Below are 19,508 nucleotides of genomic sequence, written 5' to 3' on the forward strand. Positions count from 1 at the left end.
AATAAAAAAAACATATTGTAATGAAAACGTTTTTATGATAATTTAAATTTATAAAAACGTTTTTATTTGTAAAGGAAGATTGAATCGTTATGGAAAAGGTAACTATCAAAGACGTTGCTAGAGAGGCTGGAGTATCCATTTCTACAGTTTCCAACGCACTAAATGACGTTGATGTATTAAATCCGGAGACCAAATCACATGTGCTTAAAGTCGCGAAGCAATTAAATTATGTTCCAAACCTAAATGGCAAGCTCCTAAGAAACGGAAAAACTAAAATGCTAGGTTTTTTCACGACAAGTGTAGCGGGACCGTACTTCTATAAGCTGGTGGAGTCCATGTCTCGTGAATGTGATCGGTTAGGTTATGGTTTAAATGTATTTGTTACAAAGGATAAACAAGTCATTATGAGCAATATTCTAGGCCGACGTGTGGATGGTGTCATTATCTACGAAGAGCTGAGAATAGATGAAGAAGAAATTGCCGCAATGGTGAAAGACAAGATCAAGGCTGTGTTTCTGGATCGACCACTTAAGAATGAAACGATGGGAAGCGTGATCTTTAATTCGTTTGAATCGGCTTACGAAGCAACTAAATATTTAATCAGTCTGGGACACAAGAAAATTGCTTACATATCTGGTGTTGATGAGATGTATGACAGTGTTCAGCGGAAAGAAGGATACTTGGCCGCCTTGCGTCAATATCAGCTTCCGACGAAAGAAGAGTATATTATACAAGGATATTTTGAGGAAGAGAGCACCTATAACGCTATAAAGTCTCTTGTTCATTTAAGTCCTGAAAAAATGCCTGATGCTTTTTTAGCGGGGAATGATTTGAGCGCCATTGGATGTATTCAAGCTTTGAAATCGAATGGATATGAAGTCCCGTTGGATATAAGCGTTATGGGGTTTGACGATATTGATATCGCGCAGTATTTCTCACCGCCATTAACGACGGTAAGAAATCAAATTGCCAGGCAAGGTATTCTATCCATAAATCACCTGGTTCGCATGATTCAGAAGAAGGAACAGGGCGAAATGATGAAATTGCCAGGTGAACTAATTGTACGTGGTTCTACTCAAGTGAAGATTGATCGGTACTAACGCTTTCAAGAAGGGCAACAAGATAGTATCCGATCATTTTTAAATATAAGAAAGTATAAGTTTGCACCTATACTTTATAACTTATATTTCTCGCTTAAACGCATATCGTCCTGATAAGGACACTGAAGGCGTTTATGCTTGATAATTTTATTGCTTTTAGGAGGTTTTTTTTAAAAAGAAATAAAAACGTTTTTATTGTTTTGGGGATCATGATTTGGAGGGGAGAAGAAAAACGTGGATAAATTAGCCGTAGTGCCAGTAAACGGGAAGAATCCAATGAACAGTAAGAAACCTATGGGACAGAGGGTCAAAGAATTTGTGATTGATTATAAGAGGCAATGGGAGATTCAGTCCATGGTCATCCCGGGAATCATTTTTATGATTATCTTTTGTTTCATTCCTATTTACGGATTAACGATTGCTTTTAAGAGCTACACCGTAATAGACACGCTCGATTCTGCACCATGGGTGGGGCTTGATAATTTCAGAATTATTTTATCAGACAAATATTTTTGGGATGCTGTAGTCAATACCTTGGGGATCAGCTTTCTGAAATTAGCTATAGGTTTTGTTATTCCAATTATTCTATCTGTCATGATTTATGAATTAAGCGGTGGACGCTTTAAGAAAATAGTACAAACAATCTCTTATTTACCACACTTTTTGTCCTGGATCGTTCTGGGCGGGATGTTGATTGCTTGGTTCTCTTCCTCCGGTATGTTTAATGAAATCCTGCTCAATTTGGGGATCATTTCGAAACCGGTAAATATCTTGCTTGATGCGAACAAGTATTGGTGGATTGCAACGTTATCGGATATTTGGAAAGAGGCAGGTTGGGGAACAATTTTATACTTAGCCATCATGTCCAAAATTGATCCTACTTATTATGAAGCTGCCAAAATAGATGGGGCAAGTCGTATGAGACAAATTTGGAATATTACCCTACCTAATATGAAGCCAATTATCAGTTTAAATCTGATTCTGACTGTAAGCGGTTTATTAGGATCGAATCTGGATCAAACCTTGGTCTTGATGAATTCTCAGAACCGTGTCAAAGCAGAAGTAATTAATTCTTATGTGTACCGTATGGGTATGACGCAAGGTGACTTCTCTTATGCTACTGCTGTGGGTCTAGGTGTCTCCATTGTTTCTGTGATCCTACTGATTAGTGCCAACAAAGTATCCAGCAAATTAAATGATAATCAATCAGTTCTGTAGAAGGAGGCATTTCTGTGAATCGTACGGTAGCTAAAGAAGATCTCGACAGTCGAATCTTTAACACTATAAATATTATTTTACTCTGTATCTGTACTGTAATTATCGTTGTTCCTTTATGGAATGTGGTCGTCTCCTCCTTAAGCTCAGGTAAGGCGCTCGCGGAAGGCGGATTTATATTCTGGTCTACTGATTTCTCCTTAGAGAATTATCGCGCAGTATTTAATGATGAGACGATTGGACTAGCCTTTCTTGTCTCCATTGCCAAAACGTTCATCGGTGTCATTACCCACGTATTCTTTTGCGCGATGATCGGTTATGGCTTGAGTAAAAAATACATACGTGGCCGCAAGCTATACGTTGCCATGGGTGTAATCACCATGTTCTTCTCAGGTGGTATGATTCCCACGTATTTATTGATTAAATCACTCGGTCTATTGAACAGCTTTTGGGTTTATATTATCCCGGCCTTGTTCAGTTATTATGACGTAGTTATTCTAATGAACTTCTTTAGAAACGTACCGGATTCACTTGAAGAGTCGGCCAAAATCGATGGTGCAGGTGACTGGCGTATATTCCTGAAGATTTTTATCCCTCTTTCCATGCCGGCTATGGCTACGATCGCGTTATTTAACGGGGTTGGGCAGTGGAATGACTTTATGACCACCAAATTATACATTACCGATCAAGCACTCTATCCGCTGCAGATGAAGCTCTATGAAATTATCGTTCAGTCGCAAACGCAATCCATGCAAAATGTCGGTGGATCTGCGATTATCGAAACTACAACTAAAGGGGTTCAACTAGCAACAATTGTCATTACAACTTTGCCGATTGTTGTGATGTATCCAATATTACAGAGGTACTTTATTTCAGGAATGATGATGGGGGCGGTGAAAGAATAGAACGATTGGAGGGGTTTTATAGCAAACACTTATGTACGAAATGATCCATCGGAAGTGTAGCTTGTACTATCAGATCTGCACTTCCGTTACTACCAAAACTTTTTTAGGGGGAAACAAGGGATGAACAAAGCATTTGGGAAAAAAGGACTTAAACTTTGTACTGCGCTTATGGCTGTAGTATTGGTATTTACGGGTTGTGGATCGAAGGGGAGTTCTGATAACTCAAGCAAAGAATTAAGCTCCATTGAAGGGCGATATACAATTGACCCAGAAACACCAGCTTGGAAGCTGGATAAAAAAGAAGAAACTACGGATCTCACTTGGTACGTGAATGCAGACTGGTGGAATACTGATTTCGGTAAAGACCTCGTTACAAAAAAAATTAAAGAGGATCTAAATATCAACATTAAATTTATTAAAGGCGATGACACTAAGCTGAATACGATTTTTGCTGGTGGTGAAATGCCGGACTTGTTGACTGTATTTGACTCTAACTCTCCTGTGGTACAAAAAGCGGCTACATGGGCGCTGCCTTTGAATGATCTAGCTGATAAATATGATCCTTATTTCAATAAAGTGGCCGAAAAGGATACGATGAACTGGTTCCAGTTAGCAGATGGCAAGACTTATGGATATCCTAACTATTCCAATACGCAAAACGATTATGATAGCGGTAACATCCCTGCTAAAACGGCATTCGTCATCCGTAAGGATGTTTACGAAGCGATTGGAAAACCAACCATTGGTACTCCGGAAGAATTCAAAAGCGTTATGCAACAAATCAAAAAGCAGTTCCCAGAAATGATTCCTTTTGGTTTTAACTCCATAGGTAAAGGTACTGGTTCTTTGGGAGATGTACTACAGGACTTCATCGGCGTACCGATGGAAACTGAAAATGGCGAGTTCTATAACCGTAATCTGGATGAGGACTATTTGACTTGGTTGAAAACATTAAATGAAGTCTACAGAAATGGTGACATCAGTGATGACAGTTTTGCTGATGATGGTACTGCCTTTGAAGAAAAAGTGAAATCAGGTAAATATGCAACAATGCTGCTCGATGGAACGCCTCAACAAAGTGGTAACTTGCAAATCTTCATGACTGGAAATCCAGGTAAGGAATATATCGCTATTGATGGACCGCAAAGCACAGTTGGTCATGAGCCAACGTTGAATCAATCAGGCATTACAGGCTGGATGATCACCTACGTTACTAAAAAAGCTAAAGACCCTGCTAAAGCTATTCAAGTCTACACGTATTTACTTAGTGAAGAAGGACAGAAGCTTATGAACTATGGTCTTGAAGGAGAAACCTATAAAGTTAATGAAGCCGGTAAAATTGAATTCTTGCCTGAAATCAAAGATCTTCAATTGAATAATGCTGATAAATTTAAAAAAGATTACCGGATGGGTGAATTTATGTTCTTCGGACATGACCGTGATAAAGCATTGAGTAATGATGCATTCGCAGAGTCGATTAAACAAATGCAAGAATGGGGCAAAGGAAAGATGAAACCGCACTTCATTCTAGAAAATATCAACCCTGCTCAAGGAACGCCTGAAGCTCGTAGTCTAACCGCAATTGATGCTACTTGGAATACTACTCTTGTAAGTTTGATTCGTTCCAAAGATGATGCTACTTTCGATAGTAACTTAACTGCTTACAAAACATTCTTGAATGATAACAGCTGGGATAAGATTGTAGAAGTTCGTTCTGAAAAAATGAAGAAAAACAAAGAAAAATTAGGTCTTAAATAAGTTGGATTATTGAATGCGGCCCCTTAACTGGGGCCTCTTCATAGGAAGATGGAGGGAAAAACATGCCAGAGCTTAAAATTTATCAATCCACAGGGGAGAATTCATTATTTGTAGAGCAAAGTCTACAACAATTAACTCCAATTGCTAACGCTGAGGCGACCACTACTGTAACTATTGATGAGAATCAAACCTTTCAGGAAATGGATGGTTTTGGGGCATCCTTTACGGATTCATCCGCCTACTTGATTAACCAAGTCCTGGACAATGAACAGAAAAAAGAAGTCATGAGCAAGCTTTTTGATTCCCAAGATGGAATTGGCTTGTCTGTATTAAGAAATCCAATGGGAGCATCGGATTATGCTAGAGATATTTATAGCTATGATGATATGCCTGCACAGGTAACCGATATGAAATTAACTCATTTCTCCATCGCACATGATGAAGTAGATATTATTCCTTTGTTACAACAAGCGCTGGAGCTTAATCCTGAGATCAAGCTGATGGCTTCACCTTGGAGTGCACCAGGCTGGATGAAGACTAGCGGATCTATGATTGCTGGTGAGCTTAAACATGAACATTACCAGGCTTATGCCGATTATTTTGTACGATACATTCAAGCCTTTGAAGAGCATGGTCTGCCAACTTATGCGGTAACACCACAGAACGAGCCTCTTTTTGAACCAAAGCACTATCCAAGTATGTTAATGCTGCCTGAGGCGCAAAGAGATTTCATTAAAAATTATCTGAAGCCTAGCTTCGTGAAAAACAACATCCATACAAAAATTCTCTGCTATGATCACAACTGGGATCGTCCGGATTATCCACTCACGGTGCTCGATTATGCGAAAGATGAAGTGGACGGTGTTGCTTGGCACTGGTATGGCGGGAATGCGTCAGCACAATCAGAGGTGCTGAAAGCTTTCGCGGATAAAGAAGTGCATTTCACAGAAGGTTCTGGTGGCGAATGGATTCCTCCGTTTGAACAAGCCTTCTCGAATGTCATGAGAACAGGGATTGATATTCTCAGAAATCATAGTAAATCCTTTGTCTTGTGGAATATGGCCTTAGATGAGAAGAACGGACCAACTGTACCGGGCTTTGGTAAAAGTACTTGCCGCGGTATTGTGACGGTCAACCAAGAGACTAAGGAACTTACGTATACACTGGACTACTATGCACTGGCACACTTCAGCAAATTCATTCGCCCTAAGGCTGTACGTATTGACGCTTCCACTAATCAAGAAGTGATTCGTTCCGTAGCTTTTAAGAATACAGATCACACTATTGCGGTTGTTCTGTTCAACGATAGTGAGAAGGATGAGAATGTAACAGTGAGCTTGCAAGGTAAAGATGATTTATCATTCCGTTTAGCCTCTAAAAGTGCCTTATCTATTTTAATAAAATAATGTGTGTATGAAGTGCTCGAAGTTTGATTCGAGTACTTTTTTTTGCCACAAGACGTATAAAAAATCAGTGTTCGTGAATCTTAAACGCATACCTATAGCGAGGAGATATGAGCATTGAATAGAAGGTTTGTGCTGACGCTGCTAGTTCTGTGTTTAATGATTACTGGTGGCTCTAGTATTTATGCGGTTAAAAGTATGCTACCTGTAAAGAGTGAAACAACCAAATGGGCAGTGGAGCTCCATAAAAGTAAACTGCCTTCGCCACAGCCGGAAAAATATAAGAGCTACGAGCTATTAGTCACAAATTTGAGTGAAGATACGTTAGATGTAACCTTTGAGTTGTATCGACCAGTACAAGACGCTAATCAGGAACAAATCATCTTAACAGATCCATTTAGCTATGATATGAGACCGAATGAGACGGTTAGCTTTAGTCAATTTTTTATAAAGAGTGGGGCAAAAGAACTGGAAGTCGTTCTCTCGTGGAATGATCAGAATAGACGTAAGCATAAGCAAAGTATTAGATTTACTGATTTTGAATAATGGATCATAGAAACGCTAAATATTAAAGGGGATAATCCAATGTAGTATGCTGACTTTCCAGGGTTTAAGTAATTATACTCGCAAAATAAAAATGGCAGTTCAGAGCTGAATTTCAGCATCTGGACTGCCATTTATGTTTCTGGATCTTTAGTTTAGGGGCTTAACGTTCTAAACGATAGCCACCATGAAATACAGGACCCACATATTCATTGAACGCAAAGCCATTGCGAATGGCTGCGGAGACAAAATCTTTAGCTTTTGCTACAGCTTCATGAACGGACAGACCGTTAGCTAAACCGCCTGTAATGGCAGCGGCGAAGGTACATCCAGCCCCATGATTGTGAGCAGGCTCGATTTTGGCTGTTTGAAATACGGTGTACTCAGCACCGTCGAAGAAGACATCAATCGCTTGATCGCCCCCGAGTGCTTTGCCGCCTTTAACCACGACATTACTTGCTCCGAGCTTATGAATCAGACGAGCAGCTTCTTTCATATCCTCTAGGGTAGAAAGTTTGCCAAGACCTGAAAGAACGCCAGCTTCAAACAGATTTGGTGTAACTACAGTGGCAAGTGGCAGCAGTAAATCACGAATTGCCTCCGCGCTGTCTGGGTTCAAGACTTCATCTTCACCCTTGCAGACCATGACCGGATCAATCACTACATTGGTCTGTAGATTTTCTTTGATCGCTTGCTCAGCAACACGCACAATTTCAACACTTCCCAGCATACCCGTCTTCATGGCATTTACTGGACCACCTGCGAAAATAGTTTTTAGCTGCTCAGCAACAATGGAGGCGTCAATTGGATACACATTATGGTGCCAGCCGTTGTCCGGGTCCATTGTAACGATAGTTGTCAAGGCACTAAAGCCGTAGGTACCATACTCTTCAAATGTTTTTAGATCCGCTTGGATGCCTGCGCCACCACTGGAGTCGCTGCCTGCAATAGTTAGAGTTTTAATAATTTGAGTCATGGTAACGTCCCCTTTATATATGTCTGAATTTATAAACAACGCATTGCATTGATTATAACAAAAAATAGCACCTAAGTCTTTCTAAAAAGCAAGTGTAGGATTCCATTTCACTAACTCAGCATATCAATATAGAAAGAAATTTTAAACAAAACGCTTAGGAGGGCGAGTATGGTCACGATTAGTTTATGTATGATTGTACGAAATGAAGAAAAAAGCCTGCATAAATGTTTGTCTAGCATTGCAAGTCTTGTAGATGAAGTGGTTATCGTGGATACAGGCTCGACGGATAAGACGAAAGAGATCGCATTGTCCTACGGAGCAGTGATTTACGATTTTCAATGGATCGATAACTTTAGTGCCGCACGTAATTTTGCCTTCAGTAAAGCTACTCAGGAGTATATTTTGTGGCTGGATGCGGATGACTATATAAAGGAAGCGGATCAGAGTCTGTTTAAAAAGCTAAAGGAGATTCTGCCAGGACATTTTCACAGCGTGAACATGCAGTATAATTTGGCTTTTGACGAGGCGGGTAATGTCACAGCTAGCTTGCGTCGGAATCGGCTAGTTCGCCGGAGCTGCAATTTTCAATGGATTGGCCCAGTACATGAGTATCTAGAGGTAAGTGGCCCTTCCTTTAGTAGTGATGTCTGTATTACCCATGAGAAGGATAAGGAATATACAGATCGTAATTTGCGGATTTACCAAAAAAGAGTGGCTGAGGGTGAAACATTCTCTCCAAGGGATCAGTATTATTATGCTAATGAATTAAGGGATCATGCTTTAAATGAAGAGGCATGCAAATACTACGAGCTGTTTTTGGCGGGTGGACAGGGCTGGATAGAAGATAATTTTCAAGCTTGCTTAAGGCTTGCCGAATGCCGGGAACGGCTGGGGGATAAAGACGGTGCATATGAAGCATTATGCAGAACATTACAGTACGATAAACCACGTTCAGAGTTCTGCTGCCGACTTGGGGCCCTTCTATTGGAAAAGGGTCAATTGCACCCAGCGACATACTGGTATGAGCTTGCGATACAGCTGCCAAGGGATAATGATTCGATGGGGATGAAAAATGGGATTTTTTCTACCTGGCTGCCGCATCTCCAATTGGCACTCTGTTATGATCGCCTTGGCCAACACGAGTTAGCGAATCATCATAATGAAACGGCGTTGAACTTTTATCCGTCCCATCCTAGCATGTTATATAACCGCACTTATTTTAAAAATCTGCTTGGCGACAAATATGTAGCGATTCAAGCTTAACAAAAATGCCCCCAGTCGTCATGATAATGACTCTGGGGGTTTTCGTCGTTAAGACACCCTCTTTTTAATATGCTGGATTGTATTGTTGTTCTTTTTTGTAATCGTTGGGAGGGAGTCCGACCTCTTGTTTGAACAGCTTAGAGAAATAGGAGTAGTTGTTATAGCCAACCTTGTTTGCGACAGTATAAACAGACATATTTGTGGTTTCCAATAGATGCTTTGCAGCCGCGATTCTAACTTGGATGACGTAGCTGCCTAATGAAACACCAGTTTCTCGTTTGAATATTCTTGCCAGATAATCAGGATTGAGGTAGACAATTTCGGCCAAATCATTTCGTGATAGATCATCACCGTAATGCGAATGAATGTATTGTTTGATTTCCTCCGCGACGGATTTGGTCTGAGCAGCAAAGTCACGATATTTCATGGCTGTTGTGACTAGATATTTAAGATATTCTTCCATATCCTCGATCGAGTTTAGAGAGTGCATGGATAATTTATCGTTAGTTTTGCCGGAGTATAATTTGTGCGACCGTATCCCTTTAAGGTTGAGAAATGAATAGACTAGCTGAACAATATCTAAGCGGAACAAGCTAAGGACAGAGGTCTCAAGTGTTCTATTGTTCAGCATAACCTTTAAATATTGCGTAACTTCCTCAAGAAACGTAGTGAATTGATTTTGGTTCAGCAGCTCTTCCAAATAGACAAGATCCGGTGGCGTGTAGCCTGTTTTATTTTGATAGAGATAGGCTTCCACTAAAAAGGTCTGATTTCTGCATCTCGTAATTTCCTCATCCATGCGCAAGGATTGTTTCAGAACATTCCCTACATTATTCAGTTTATCGTATAAACCGATATTGCAGCAGACATCACATTTTAAATAAGGATTCGCCTTTTGTATAAAGGAAGAGCATAATTCTTCAAGCAACGGAGTGTCCGGTGTCTGGTTCCATTTTAATAAGGCGATCCAATTATAATCTTTATATTCCAGAATGCTCTCGATGGTAAAGCAAGGACTCTGTAACAATTCATATAATACGTTCAGCAAAGCAAAATCAAAAAGATCCTTCTCTTCTTTTCCCATACTGCCGTTGTAAGGAAATAAGTTGAAGATCAAAGGCTGCAGAGTGTCGCTCATTTGATAGGAGAGGTTCTGTTCCTCAATGGCAAGGGTGATGTCCGCTAATTTAATCGGAAATGATGTGCTTCCACTAACCAACTTCCGCCAAAAATGCTCGAGAATCTTCGCCTGGTTTTTTTGCCAAAAGTAACCGCCTTGAATGGCTTTTTCATTTCTTTGCTGCTCTTTTGCCTGTGTGACAGCCTTGTGGATAATCAGCATCAGCTTATCAAATTCGATGGGCTTCAGAAAATATTCAAAGCTTTGCAATTCAATGGCTTTCTGGGCATAGTTGAAATCCGCATAATTAGTAAGAAGTATAGTCTGAATACTATAATTTCCTTCGCGAATCCATGCCAGTAATTCCAATCCGCTACCCTGAGGCATTTCAATATCCGATATCAGAATTTGAATAGAATGCTTTTCTATTATTTCACGTGCCTGAGCGACATTATTTGCTGTATAGACAGTATCAATGTGTAACGATTCCCAATCTATTCTCTTTTGTAATGCAGCAATAACATAAAAGTCATCATCAACAAGCAGTACATTCATAGTTAGCTCTCCATTCATTTAGATTTTTTTAGGAAGCTCCGGAAGAGATAAGATTACACTAGCACCGCCGCTCTCCAAATTGGAAAAGGTGATAGTTGCTCTTTTTAAATAGAGATATTCCAGCCGTTTAAGCGTATTCATAATGCCGATCTGCATACCGTTGCTTTGATCCAAGGGCTCACCAAGATTAAGCTTCTCTAACACTTGCGGTGGAAAACCGGGACCGGTGTCGGTGAGCTGGATAACGAGCATGTCTTCCTCTTCAATCCGAAATCGCTGGACTGTAAGCCTGATCTCTACTTCATGTTCTCGTGAAATCGCATATTTAATAGAATTTTCAATGAAGGTTTGCAGCACTAATGGCGGAATTTCCACACAGCTTGCCTGATCCTCTTGCTCAATATTGTAAATAAATGCATCCTGATATCGTTGCTTTTGAATCTCTAGATAGGTTCGGACATGCTCGATTTCATCCTCCAGCCGGACAAAATTCTCACCATTTTGAAAAATATAACGGAAATATTTCGACGTAGATAACGTCATATTCTCAATTTCTTTATACATTTCAATTTGGGCCATGCTATAGATGCTAGTCAGGCAATTTAAGAAAAAGTGGGGCTTGATCTGTAGCTTCATATAATCCAGTTGTATCCGCTGCTTCTCCAGTTCCTGCTCGTACATAGCGATTTTGAAGGTTTTGATTTGATCAACTAAATCTTTAAACTGTGTGTTTGCTTGTTCCAGCTCTATAATCTCACTGCTTTTGAAATCTGCGGGTTGCCCAGCCTCATTAATGAAAGCAAGGTTCTCAGAGAAGCTTTGAATCGGGCCTAGTACTCTTTTCTTGAAAAACAGCAGAACGATGCATAAAGTGGAAGTTACAATGAAGAAGAGTAACATTATAAGCAGCTGAGCAATGATTATTTTTTCGAATATACCATATTTAATGACCATTTTAGTGCTGAAGGTGGTGTCCGAGAAGGCGCTGTTGATTGTTGTACGCGATTGCAAAAGATTAGAGAAGCCTCCCTCTTCCGTTATCAGCTTTCCGCTGTTCGATATGGGACTCGATAAAGGCTGTTCATTCTCATCTACGAGAGAAACATAACCATTGGCACCCAGATTAATTTGGCGTAGAGGACGGATCAGATTATCGGCGGAGATCAGTCCAATTAAATAACGATTGTAATAGGGAACGATATTAATCACGTAGTAGTGGTTGTTAACAAGGATAGGCGTCCATTTGGAATAAAACTTCTCATACATCTCCTTATCATCAATATAAGAAATAATCTTCGTTTTGAGCTGCCTGTAATCCGTATAGGTCACACTGATCGGTGCACAATTTAAAAAGTAGTTCTCATTTTTCAAATAGTAGAAAAAGTTGTACTCATGTCCGTAGTTTTTTTGCAGCTCGGTAAACCGTTTATGCAGATTATCATTTGCCTTCAAGAACTCGATACTGTTGACCCCGTAAGTATTCATCGCATGCAAGCTCTCATCGTTCCCTAGCGTCCAGCCCATGTAGTGATTAATGTAAGCAAAATCATGATTGATACGATTAATGTAGAGTGCCGCAGTATCCTGTAAATTTCGAGTGGACTGCTGCTTAACGATAGAAATGGAAGTAATGCTGATGGCTAAATCCAGAATGAGGACTGTGAACGAGACTGCCATCATGACTTTTATATAATGACGAATGGGGTAGGTTTTATGCCTCGCTGTTTTTTTGTTCATAAAAACATTATAAGACCTCTGCAGGAAAAATACAGGAGAACTCGCTAGCGATTTACCGCAAAGTCCGGAAAGCACATACAGAAGTCGGGATACTGTTATTAAGTCCCTTCAAGCGAGGGCTTTTGATTTTGTGTTTTTTGTAAGCGGATTCAAAGGTCTGGATAACCGTCTTAAAGGGTCCGGAATACGAAAAAATAAGACGTTATGATTAAGCTATTCAGATAATCTTTGATTAATTGAAATGGGGGATTAAGAGGATGAGTCAACACAGTAAGAAAAAGACGGCAAAGAAATGGACTGTGGGTCTGCTGGCGGCGGCTATGGTATTTGGTATTGCTGGCTGCGGCGGAAAAGACGGGAATAATGCTGCGACTAGTGAGACGAGCAGTTACAACAAAGAAGGTCTGCCAATTGTTAATGAGCCTGTAACACTTAAGGTGCTGACCGTACGTTGGGGAAGCATGGGAGACACGTTTACGCAGAACCAATGGCTGAAGGATCTAGAGAAAAATACAAATGTCAAAATCGAATGGCAAGTGATGTCCTCCAATGACTGGGCCGAACAGAAGTCCATTCTGCTGGCTAGCGGTACACTTCCAGATATTATCCTCGGAAATCAAACCTTCGGAGATTCCGATATCGTTAATAATCTAAGCTTTTTCCGGCCGTTAGATGATTATATTGAAAAAAATATGCCAAATCTTAAAGCGGCCATGGAAGAAACGCCTGAGTTGAAAAAAATCAGCACTTTTCCTGACGGGAAAATCTATTCACTGCCAACAAGACTTCCATCGCGTCCAAAAAGCTCTCGTCAGCCTGTGATTAACAAAACTTGGCTCGATAAATTGGGCCTGAAGGCTCCTGAAACGATTGATGAGTTATACAACGTACTTAAAGCTTTCAAAGAACAAGATCCAAACGGAAATGGCAAACAAGATGAGATTCCTTTTATTGAAATTGGGAATGACTTGATCAGTCCTTTCGGAATTGCCGACTTGAATAACAACAATATGATCATCAAGGACGGAAAAGCGATCTATTTCCCTGTTTCGGAGGAGTTCAAAGAAGGCCTTAAATGGGAAAATAAATTGTATGCGGAAGGATTGTTAGATAAAGAGGTATTCACTCAGGATGATACGATGAGATCAGCGAAGTTCCAAAATCCGGATGCTCCAATCGTAGGCTTTACGTATCAGTGGACCCCGGACGCTGTGTTTGGTAAATGGAGCGATCAATATGTGACGATTCCACCGATTGCCGGACCGGATGGTAAGCGTTATACAATCGGTAATCCAATTGGGATGAGTCTTAACCGTAATGAACTGCTGATTACTACTTCGAGTAAGTATCCAGAGGTTGCTGCGCGTTGGGCAGATCAGTTCTACACGAACGAAGCGAGCATTCAGAATTTTTGGGGTGCAATTGGAACTGTAATTAAGAAGAATGATGACAGCACTTATACATTGATGGATCCACCAGCTGGAACCAGCGCAGATGCCTGGTATTGGGATCAGTCTCTTCGAGATTTCGGACCAAAATATGTGAGCCCGTCCTTTGAACAGAAAATCGTTCTTAATCCTGAAAGTGGAGATGGACTGAAGCTGCAGCTGGATAAGCTGGGTAGTGAATATGTTACAGAGCCTTTCCCTAACGTTATGTACACCTCCGACGAGTTCGAGGAGCTGCCAACCCTGACTACGGATATCGACGGTTATGTGAATACAATGCGCGCTCAATTTATTAGCAAAGGCGGAATTGACGAAGGCTGGGATGATTATGTCAAACAGCTTAATAAAATGGGGCTTGAAAAATTAGTCAAGATTCGCACAGATGCTTACAGTCGTTATATGAGTGTGAAATAACCTATTCGTCTTTCGAAAAAGGTGCTGCCCTACATAAATTTGTGGGGTAGCATTCTCTATTTTTAATAAGGAGGGGATGTTATGAAATCTGATCCAATTCATTTGAGTCGGAAACTCGGACAAATCAAACAAAACTGGGGCTTATATACGTTGCTTTTTCCTGCAGTAGTCCTTACATTATTATTCGCATATAAACCCATGTATGGGGTGCTCATTGCCTTTAAGGATTATAGCCCGGCGTTAGGAATAGGCGGAAGTCCATGGGCCGGATTCAAATACTTCGAGAAGTTCTTTAATTCCTATCAATTTTCTGCCACGATCAAAAATACGCTAATCATCAGTGTGTACAGTCTGATTACGTTTCCAATTCCGATTATACTGGCGCTGATGGTTAACCAGATGAGACCAAACCGTTTTAGACGGTTTTTTCAGACGATATCCTATATGCCACATTTTATCTCAACCGTAGTTATGGTGGGCTTAATGATGATTCTGTTCTCACCTAGCACCGGACTACTGGGCAATGTATATAGTCTTTTTGGAAAAGAAGCTCCTGATCTAATGGGCTCTGCCGGATTATTCAGCAGTGTGTACGTCTGGTCGGATGTGTGGCAGCATGTCGGCTGGGATAGCATTATCTTTATCGCTGCTCTCTCTGCTGTTGATCCTAGTTTGTATGAGGCTGCAACCGTAGACGGCGCAAGTCGGATGCATAAAATTCGTTACATCGATATTCCGATGCTGATGCCAACAGCGATAACATTGCTTATCCTGCGGGTCGGGGGACTGCTTGGGGTTGGATTTGAAAAGGTGTACTTAATGCAAAATGACTTGAACATCACTTCAAGTGAAATTCTGTCTACTTATGTCTACAAAATTGGTCTGCTCAGCAGTCAGTATAGCTTTTCGTCGGCGATCAACCTGTTCAACACGGTCATTAATTTTATTTTATTGATCATGGTCAATCAGATTTCAAAAAAATTAAGCGAAAATAGCTTGTGGTAGAAGGGAGGAGCATTGAAATGGGAGGTTTAGAGACGGCGACTAAAGGAAATGTAGGAAAAATAAAGAAGAATCGCTCCTCAGATACTATAATGGAATTTGTGATGTACGTTATATCGGCAATTTTTCTAATCATCCTGATCTATCCGCTGTATTTTATCGTCATTGCTTCGTTCAGTGATCCTTCCGCGGTTGCAGGGGGTCAAGTTTGGCTATTTCCTAAAGGGTTTACATTTGATGGTTATAAAGAGCTACTTCGACATGGAAATATTTGGATCGGGTATTGGAATACCATCCTGTACACGGTGGTTGGGACTGCAATCGGTTTAGTAGTTAATATCTCAGCTGCCTATGCGTTGTCAAGAAAGGACCTTGTGGGGCGAAAATATATTTCGTTGTTTTTCATATTTACAATGTTCTTTAATGGGGGGTTGATTCCTACTTTTTTAACGGTTCGTGATTTCCATCTCTATGATACTTTCTTGGTTATGGTACTGCCTTTCGCAGTTGGAGTTTTTAATATCATAGTGGCACGAACTTTTTTCCAGACTAGTATTCCGGGTGATTTATGGGAAGCAGCGCAAATTGATGGTTGTGGCAATCTCCGTTATTTTGCACAGATAGTTCTACCGTTGTCGAAGGCTATTATTGCAGTGTTAGGTTTATGGATCGCTGTAGGTTATTGGAATTCATATTTTAATGCCTTGATTTATTTGAAAAATCCTAATATGTATCCTTTGCAGCTGATCCTGCGAAATATTCTGATTACCAATCAGATGCAGTCTGGTATGGGGACCGGAGAAGCCGCACAAATCGCGTTACGGCTCGCAAATATGATGCGGTATTCGGTTATTATCGTAGCAACTGTTCCAATTATGTGTGTATACCCATTTGTGCAAAAATACTTTAACCAAGGGGTAATGATCGGCGCAGTGAAGGAATAAGCTCTTCTACTTTTCAACTAACATTTGTGAGGGAGCAAGACCGTAATGAAAAAGCAACCCAAAAACAGTATCAATAGAACAATCACCATCATTCTTCTAGTGACAACGTTGCTTGCTGGCCTTACAGCCTGTAAAGGGGATAAAGGGGTAAACTCTGTTGAATCTGATCCGGGTCAATTTCATAAAGAAGGTTTGCCAATCGTGGATAAGCCCATGACGCTGAAGGTTCTAACGGTTCGGTGGGGAAGCATGGGAGATAACTTTATCCAGAATCAATGGCTGAAGGATTTGGAAAAAAATACGAATGTCAAAATCGAATGGCAGGTGATGTCTGCTAATGATTGGAGTGAGCGGAAGTCCATTATGCTGGCAAGCGGTACACTTCCAGATATCATTTTAGGGAGTGAGACCTTCGGAGATTCGGATATCGTCAATAATTTAAGCTTATTCAGGCCGGTTGATGACTATATCGAAAGCTATATGCCTAACCTCAAAGCAGCCATGCAGGAAGAGCCTGAATTGAAAAAAATCAGTACTTTTCCTGACGGGAAAATCTACTCTTTGCCTACAAGATTACCTTTACGTCCTAAAAGCTCACGCCAACCCGTGATTAACAAAACCTGGCTGGATAAATTAGGATTGAAGATTCCCGAGACGATTGATGATCTATACAATGTGCTAAAAGCATTTAAAGAACGTGACCCTAATGGGAATGGAAGGCTGGATGAGATACCTGTTATCGAAGTAAGTAATGATCTCATCAGTCCCTTCGGAATCACGGATCTGAACAATAACTTTATGGTCGTCCAGGACGGAAATGCGGTATATTACCCTGTTTCAGAGGCGTACAAAGAAGGGCTCAAATGGGAGCATAAATTATTTGTCGAAGGTTTGCTTGATAAAGAGTTATTCACGCAAGATGAAACGATGAGATCAGCCAAGTTTCTTAATCCGGATGCTCCTATCGTAGGATTCTCGTATCAGTGGACGCCGGATGCCGTGTTTGGCAAATGGAGTGATCAATATATCACGATTCCTCCGATTGCAGGACCGGATGGTAAGCGCTACACCATAGGAAATCCGTATGGAATGAATCTGGAGCGTAACGAGCTGCTAATTTCCACTTCTTGCAAATATCCAGAGATTGCTGCCCGCTGGGCTGACCAGTTCTATACCAATGAAGCAAGCATTCAAAATTTCTGGGGAGCGATAGACACCGTCATTAAAAAAAATATCAACGGTTCTTATACATTGATGGACCCACCGATGGGTACCAGTGCTGATGCCTGGTATTGGGATCAATCACTCCGGGATTTCGGGCCGAAATATGTCAGTCCAGTGTTTGAAAAATCCATCTTTCTAAACCCAAAAACCGGAGATGGACTGAAGCTGCAGCTCGATAAGCTGGGAAGTGATTATACAACGCCACCTTTCCCTGATGTAATGTACACCGCTGAAGAGTTTCAGCTGCTGCCGACTTTGACTACGGACATCGATAGTTATGTCAATACAATGCGTGCTCAGTTTATAATTAGAGGTAAAATTGACGAGGGCTGGGCTGATTATGTGAAACAACTGCGGGGAATGGGGCTGGAGAAGCTGGTTAAAATTCGTACCGATGCTTACAGTCGTTATGTGAATGTAGAATAGAGCATTATGTGAAATACTGACGGCTAGGCTGTAACATCCTATTTCACTTATTTAAACAAAGGAGGTTCTCTCTATGCGAGTGGCATAAAGAGAACCTCCTTATTCTTTTTACTTTATTAGCAGGGTTTGAATGGCATGAGCCGGAATCATGTTCTCAGCCAAGTTGTTATGGAAGCGCAGGGTGAAAGGAAGCTCTTGTTCCGTGCGGTTCATAACGATAACAGCAATGGTGCCATCTGGGTTACGGAAAGCTGTTGTTTCAAGCTTATCTGTATATTTAGAGTGCCCAATTCGTTTAGCACCTGGGCGAATGTATTTACTGAAATGCCCGATGTAATAGAAGGAGCTCTCAAATATTATTTCATCGTTTTTCGTATCTCCAATAATTGGAGCATCGCAGTAGTTACCTACATGGTTAGGGCCCCCTTGCTCGTCCAAGACAATATTCCAGTCCGTCCAGCTTGACATCCAGTTGTTCAGGTTACCAATGATATCATGGCCGTAACGTTCGCCTGTGTTCCATGAGCCAAGATGAACGCCACCTTCTTGGCAGCCTTCGCTGAAGAACAGCTTCTTGTCTGGGAAGCGATCATGAACGGCCGATAGGGCTTCGAAGTGATCTCCGGAGTACCAGTGGAAGCAAATTCCCCAAATGTATTTGGAAGCTTCTTGATCTTCAAAAGCAACCTTGGCACGGTCATACACGCGCTCCTTGTTATGATCCCAGATCATAACCTTTACATGAGCCAAACCGGCTTGTTCCAAGGCTGGTCCCAAGTAATCACGAACAAAATCTTTTTCTTCTTCGGCAGTATAAAGGCAAGAATCCCAGATTTGAACAGCCTTCGCTTCATTCTGAACACTAACAGCCCAAATATCGATGCCTTCAGCTGCGTAAGCCTGAATATATTTTACGAACATGTTGGCCCAAGCCTCACGGTATTCAGGCTTAAGAGCTCCACCACCGTTCATTTGACCGTTCGTCTTCATAAAAGCAGGTGGACTCCAAGGAGAGGAGAACAAACGGAAATCTTCTCCAACAGCTGTTGCAGCATTTTTGATTAGGGGGATAATTGACTCTTGATCTCTGGAAATATCGAACGAACGGAGCTCTGCATCGCCTTCTTCTACATAAGCATAGTTGCCCAGTGAGAAGTCACAGCTCTGGATATGCGAGCGGCAAAGGGTATACCCAATTCCGTGCTCAGGATCAAAATAAGCGTCGATGATTTCTTTTTGTTTAGCTTCACTTAGTTTAGCGATGGTAACAGCAGAAGCCTCGGTAAGTGCACCACCGAAACCTTCCATTTCCTGATACTCCAGATCATCATAAATATTGATGAGCTCTGATTCGACGCCTGATGTGTCAGGGAGGAAGATCAGAGGGTCTTTTTCTGTCAGACGGTCGGTAGTTTCTTTTGCTGTTTGAATGACGCGAACAATTTTACTCATAGTGGTTGGTAACCTCCTGTACA

General features: G+C 41.1%; 15 protein-coding genes. 11 read left to right on the top strand and 4 right to left on the bottom strand.

The window, feature by feature from the left end; translation table 11 throughout:
• Nucleotides 1–89: 89 nt before the first annotated feature.
• From MKY52_RS23560 to MKY52_RS23585, 6 genes are all read left to right on the top strand, one after another.
• The gene (locus MKY52_RS23560; protein ID WP_341053870.1) at nucleotides 90–1,100 is read left to right on the top strand and encodes a LacI family DNA-binding transcriptional regulator; all 1,011 of its coding nucleotides are present in this window, start codon (nucleotides 90–92) and stop codon (nucleotides 1,098–1,100) included.
• 276 nt (nucleotides 1,101–1,376) lie between these two features.
• On the top strand, nucleotides 1,377–2,318 hold the full coding sequence (locus tag MKY52_RS23565) for an ABC transporter permease (protein ID WP_283912117.1): 942 nt from the start codon (nucleotides 1,377–1,379) through the stop codon (nucleotides 2,316–2,318).
• Nucleotides 2,319–2,332: 14 nt separating this feature from the next.
• On the top strand, nucleotides 2,333–3,220 hold the full coding sequence (locus tag MKY52_RS23570; protein ID WP_341053873.1) for a carbohydrate ABC transporter permease: 888 nt from the start codon (nucleotides 2,333–2,335) through the stop codon (nucleotides 3,218–3,220).
• 120 nt (nucleotides 3,221–3,340) lie between these two features.
• Nucleotides 3,341–4,978 (top strand): sugar ABC transporter substrate-binding protein, encoded by a 1,638-nt coding sequence (locus MKY52_RS23575; RefSeq protein ID WP_341053875.1) that lies wholly within the window; start codon nucleotides 3,341–3,343, stop codon nucleotides 4,976–4,978.
• 62 nt (nucleotides 4,979–5,040) lie between these two features.
• Entirely contained in the window at nucleotides 5,041–6,384 is a 1,344-nt protein-coding gene (locus MKY52_RS23580) for a glycoside hydrolase family 30 protein (RefSeq protein ID WP_341053877.1), read from the top strand.
• Between the two features lie 114 nt (nucleotides 6,385–6,498).
• On the top strand, nucleotides 6,499–6,927 hold the full coding sequence (locus tag MKY52_RS23585; RefSeq protein ID WP_341053878.1) for a hypothetical protein: 429 nt from the start codon (nucleotides 6,499–6,501) through the stop codon (nucleotides 6,925–6,927).
• Nucleotides 6,928–7,087: 160 nt separating this feature from the next.
• On the opposite strand, the gene thiD is transcribed toward MKY52_RS23585, so the two are convergent.
• Nucleotides 7,088–7,900, bottom strand: coding sequence for a bifunctional hydroxymethylpyrimidine kinase/phosphomethylpyrimidine kinase (gene thiD / locus MKY52_RS23590; protein ID WP_042187061.1), 813 nt, complete (start codon nucleotides 7,898–7,900; stop codon nucleotides 7,088–7,090).
• 168 nt (nucleotides 7,901–8,068) lie between these two features.
• On the opposite strand from thiD, the gene MKY52_RS23595 reads away from it, so the two are divergent.
• Nucleotides 8,069–9,163 (top strand): glycosyltransferase, encoded by a 1,095-nt coding sequence (locus tag MKY52_RS23595; protein ID WP_341053879.1) that lies wholly within the window; start codon nucleotides 8,069–8,071, stop codon nucleotides 9,161–9,163.
• Between the two features lie 64 nt (nucleotides 9,164–9,227).
• Here MKY52_RS23595 and MKY52_RS23600 read toward each other — a convergent pair whose 3' ends face one another.
• A complete protein-coding gene (locus MKY52_RS23600) occupies nucleotides 9,228–10,838 on the bottom strand; it encodes a response regulator transcription factor (protein WP_341053881.1) in 1,611 nt (536 codons plus the stop codon).
• Between the two features lie 18 nt (nucleotides 10,839–10,856).
• Nucleotides 10,857–12,575 carry a sensor histidine kinase gene (locus tag MKY52_RS23605; RefSeq protein ID WP_341053882.1) on the bottom strand — a complete coding sequence of 573 codons (1,719 nt, stop codon included), beginning with the start codon at nucleotides 12,573–12,575 and terminating at the stop codon, nucleotides 10,857–10,859.
• 257 nt (nucleotides 12,576–12,832) lie between these two features.
• On the opposite strand from MKY52_RS23605, the gene MKY52_RS23610 reads away from it, so the two are divergent.
• The 4 genes from MKY52_RS23610 to MKY52_RS23625 all read left to right on the top strand — a co-directional run bounded on the left by MKY52_RS23610 (nucleotide 12,833) and on the right by MKY52_RS23625 (nucleotide 18,033).
• Complete coding sequence (locus tag MKY52_RS23610) at nucleotides 12,833–14,437, top strand: extracellular solute-binding protein (RefSeq protein WP_076283055.1); 1,605 nt, start codon at nucleotides 12,833–12,835, stop codon at nucleotides 14,435–14,437.
• Nucleotides 14,438–14,518: 81 nt separating this feature from the next.
• Nucleotides 14,519–15,442, top strand: a complete 924-nt coding sequence (locus MKY52_RS23615) for an ABC transporter permease (RefSeq protein ID WP_341053883.1) — start codon at nucleotides 14,519–14,521, stop codon at nucleotides 15,440–15,442.
• A gap of 17 nt (nucleotides 15,443–15,459) precedes the next feature.
• Entirely contained in the window at nucleotides 15,460–16,383 is a 924-nt protein-coding gene (locus MKY52_RS23620; protein WP_341053884.1) for a carbohydrate ABC transporter permease, read from the top strand.
• Between the two features lie 45 nt (nucleotides 16,384–16,428).
• Nucleotides 16,429–18,033, top strand: a complete 1,605-nt coding sequence (locus MKY52_RS23625; protein ID WP_341053887.1) for an extracellular solute-binding protein — start codon at nucleotides 16,429–16,431, stop codon at nucleotides 18,031–18,033.
• Nucleotides 18,034–18,141: 108 nt separating this feature from the next.
• Here the strand turns inward: MKY52_RS23625 and MKY52_RS23630 are convergent, their stop codons facing one another.
• Entirely contained in the window at nucleotides 18,142–19,485 is a 1,344-nt protein-coding gene (locus MKY52_RS23630) for a glycoside hydrolase family 30 protein (protein WP_042187078.1), read from the bottom strand.
• Nucleotides 19,486–19,508 lie beyond the last annotated feature (23 nt).

This window comes from Paenibacillus sp. FSL P4-0184 (assembly GCF_038004625.1).
Taxonomy (GTDB): Bacteria; Bacillota; Bacilli; order Paenibacillales; family Paenibacillaceae; genus Paenibacillus_AQ.

Coding starts and splice junctions, on each gene's coding strand:
- MKY52_RS23595 (WP_341053879.1), top strand. CDS start 8,069: ATGGTCACGATTAGTTTATGTATGATTGTACGAAATGAAGAAAAAAGC.
- MKY52_RS23575 (WP_341053875.1), top strand. CDS start 3,341: ATGAACAAAGCATTTGGGAAAAAAGGACTTAAACTTTGTACTGCGCTT.
- MKY52_RS23560 (WP_341053870.1), top strand. CDS start 90: ATGGAAAAGGTAACTATCAAAGACGTTGCTAGAGAGGCTGGAGTATCC.
- MKY52_RS23630 (WP_042187078.1), bottom strand. CDS start 19,485: ATGAGTAAAATTGTTCGCGTCATTCAAACAGCAAAAGAAACTACCGAC.
- MKY52_RS23615 (WP_341053883.1), top strand. CDS start 14,519: ATGAAATCTGATCCAATTCATTTGAGTCGGAAACTCGGACAAATCAAA.
- thiD (WP_042187061.1), bottom strand. CDS start 7,900: ATGACTCAAATTATTAAAACTCTAACTATTGCAGGCAGCGACTCCAGT.
- MKY52_RS23625 (WP_341053887.1), top strand. CDS start 16,429: ATGAAAAAGCAACCCAAAAACAGTATCAATAGAACAATCACCATCATT.
- MKY52_RS23605 (WP_341053882.1), bottom strand. CDS start 12,575: ATGAACAAAAAAACAGCGAGGCATAAAACCTACCCCATTCGTCATTAT.
- MKY52_RS23620 (WP_341053884.1), top strand. CDS start 15,460: ATGGGAGGTTTAGAGACGGCGACTAAAGGAAATGTAGGAAAAATAAAG.
- MKY52_RS23580 (WP_341053877.1), top strand. CDS start 5,041: ATGCCAGAGCTTAAAATTTATCAATCCACAGGGGAGAATTCATTATTT.
- MKY52_RS23600 (WP_341053881.1), bottom strand. CDS start 10,838: ATGAATGTACTGCTTGTTGATGATGACTTTTATGTTATTGCTGCATTA.
- MKY52_RS23565 (WP_283912117.1), top strand. CDS start 1,377: ATGAACAGTAAGAAACCTATGGGACAGAGGGTCAAAGAATTTGTGATT.
- MKY52_RS23610 (WP_076283055.1), top strand. CDS start 12,833: ATGAGTCAACACAGTAAGAAAAAGACGGCAAAGAAATGGACTGTGGGT.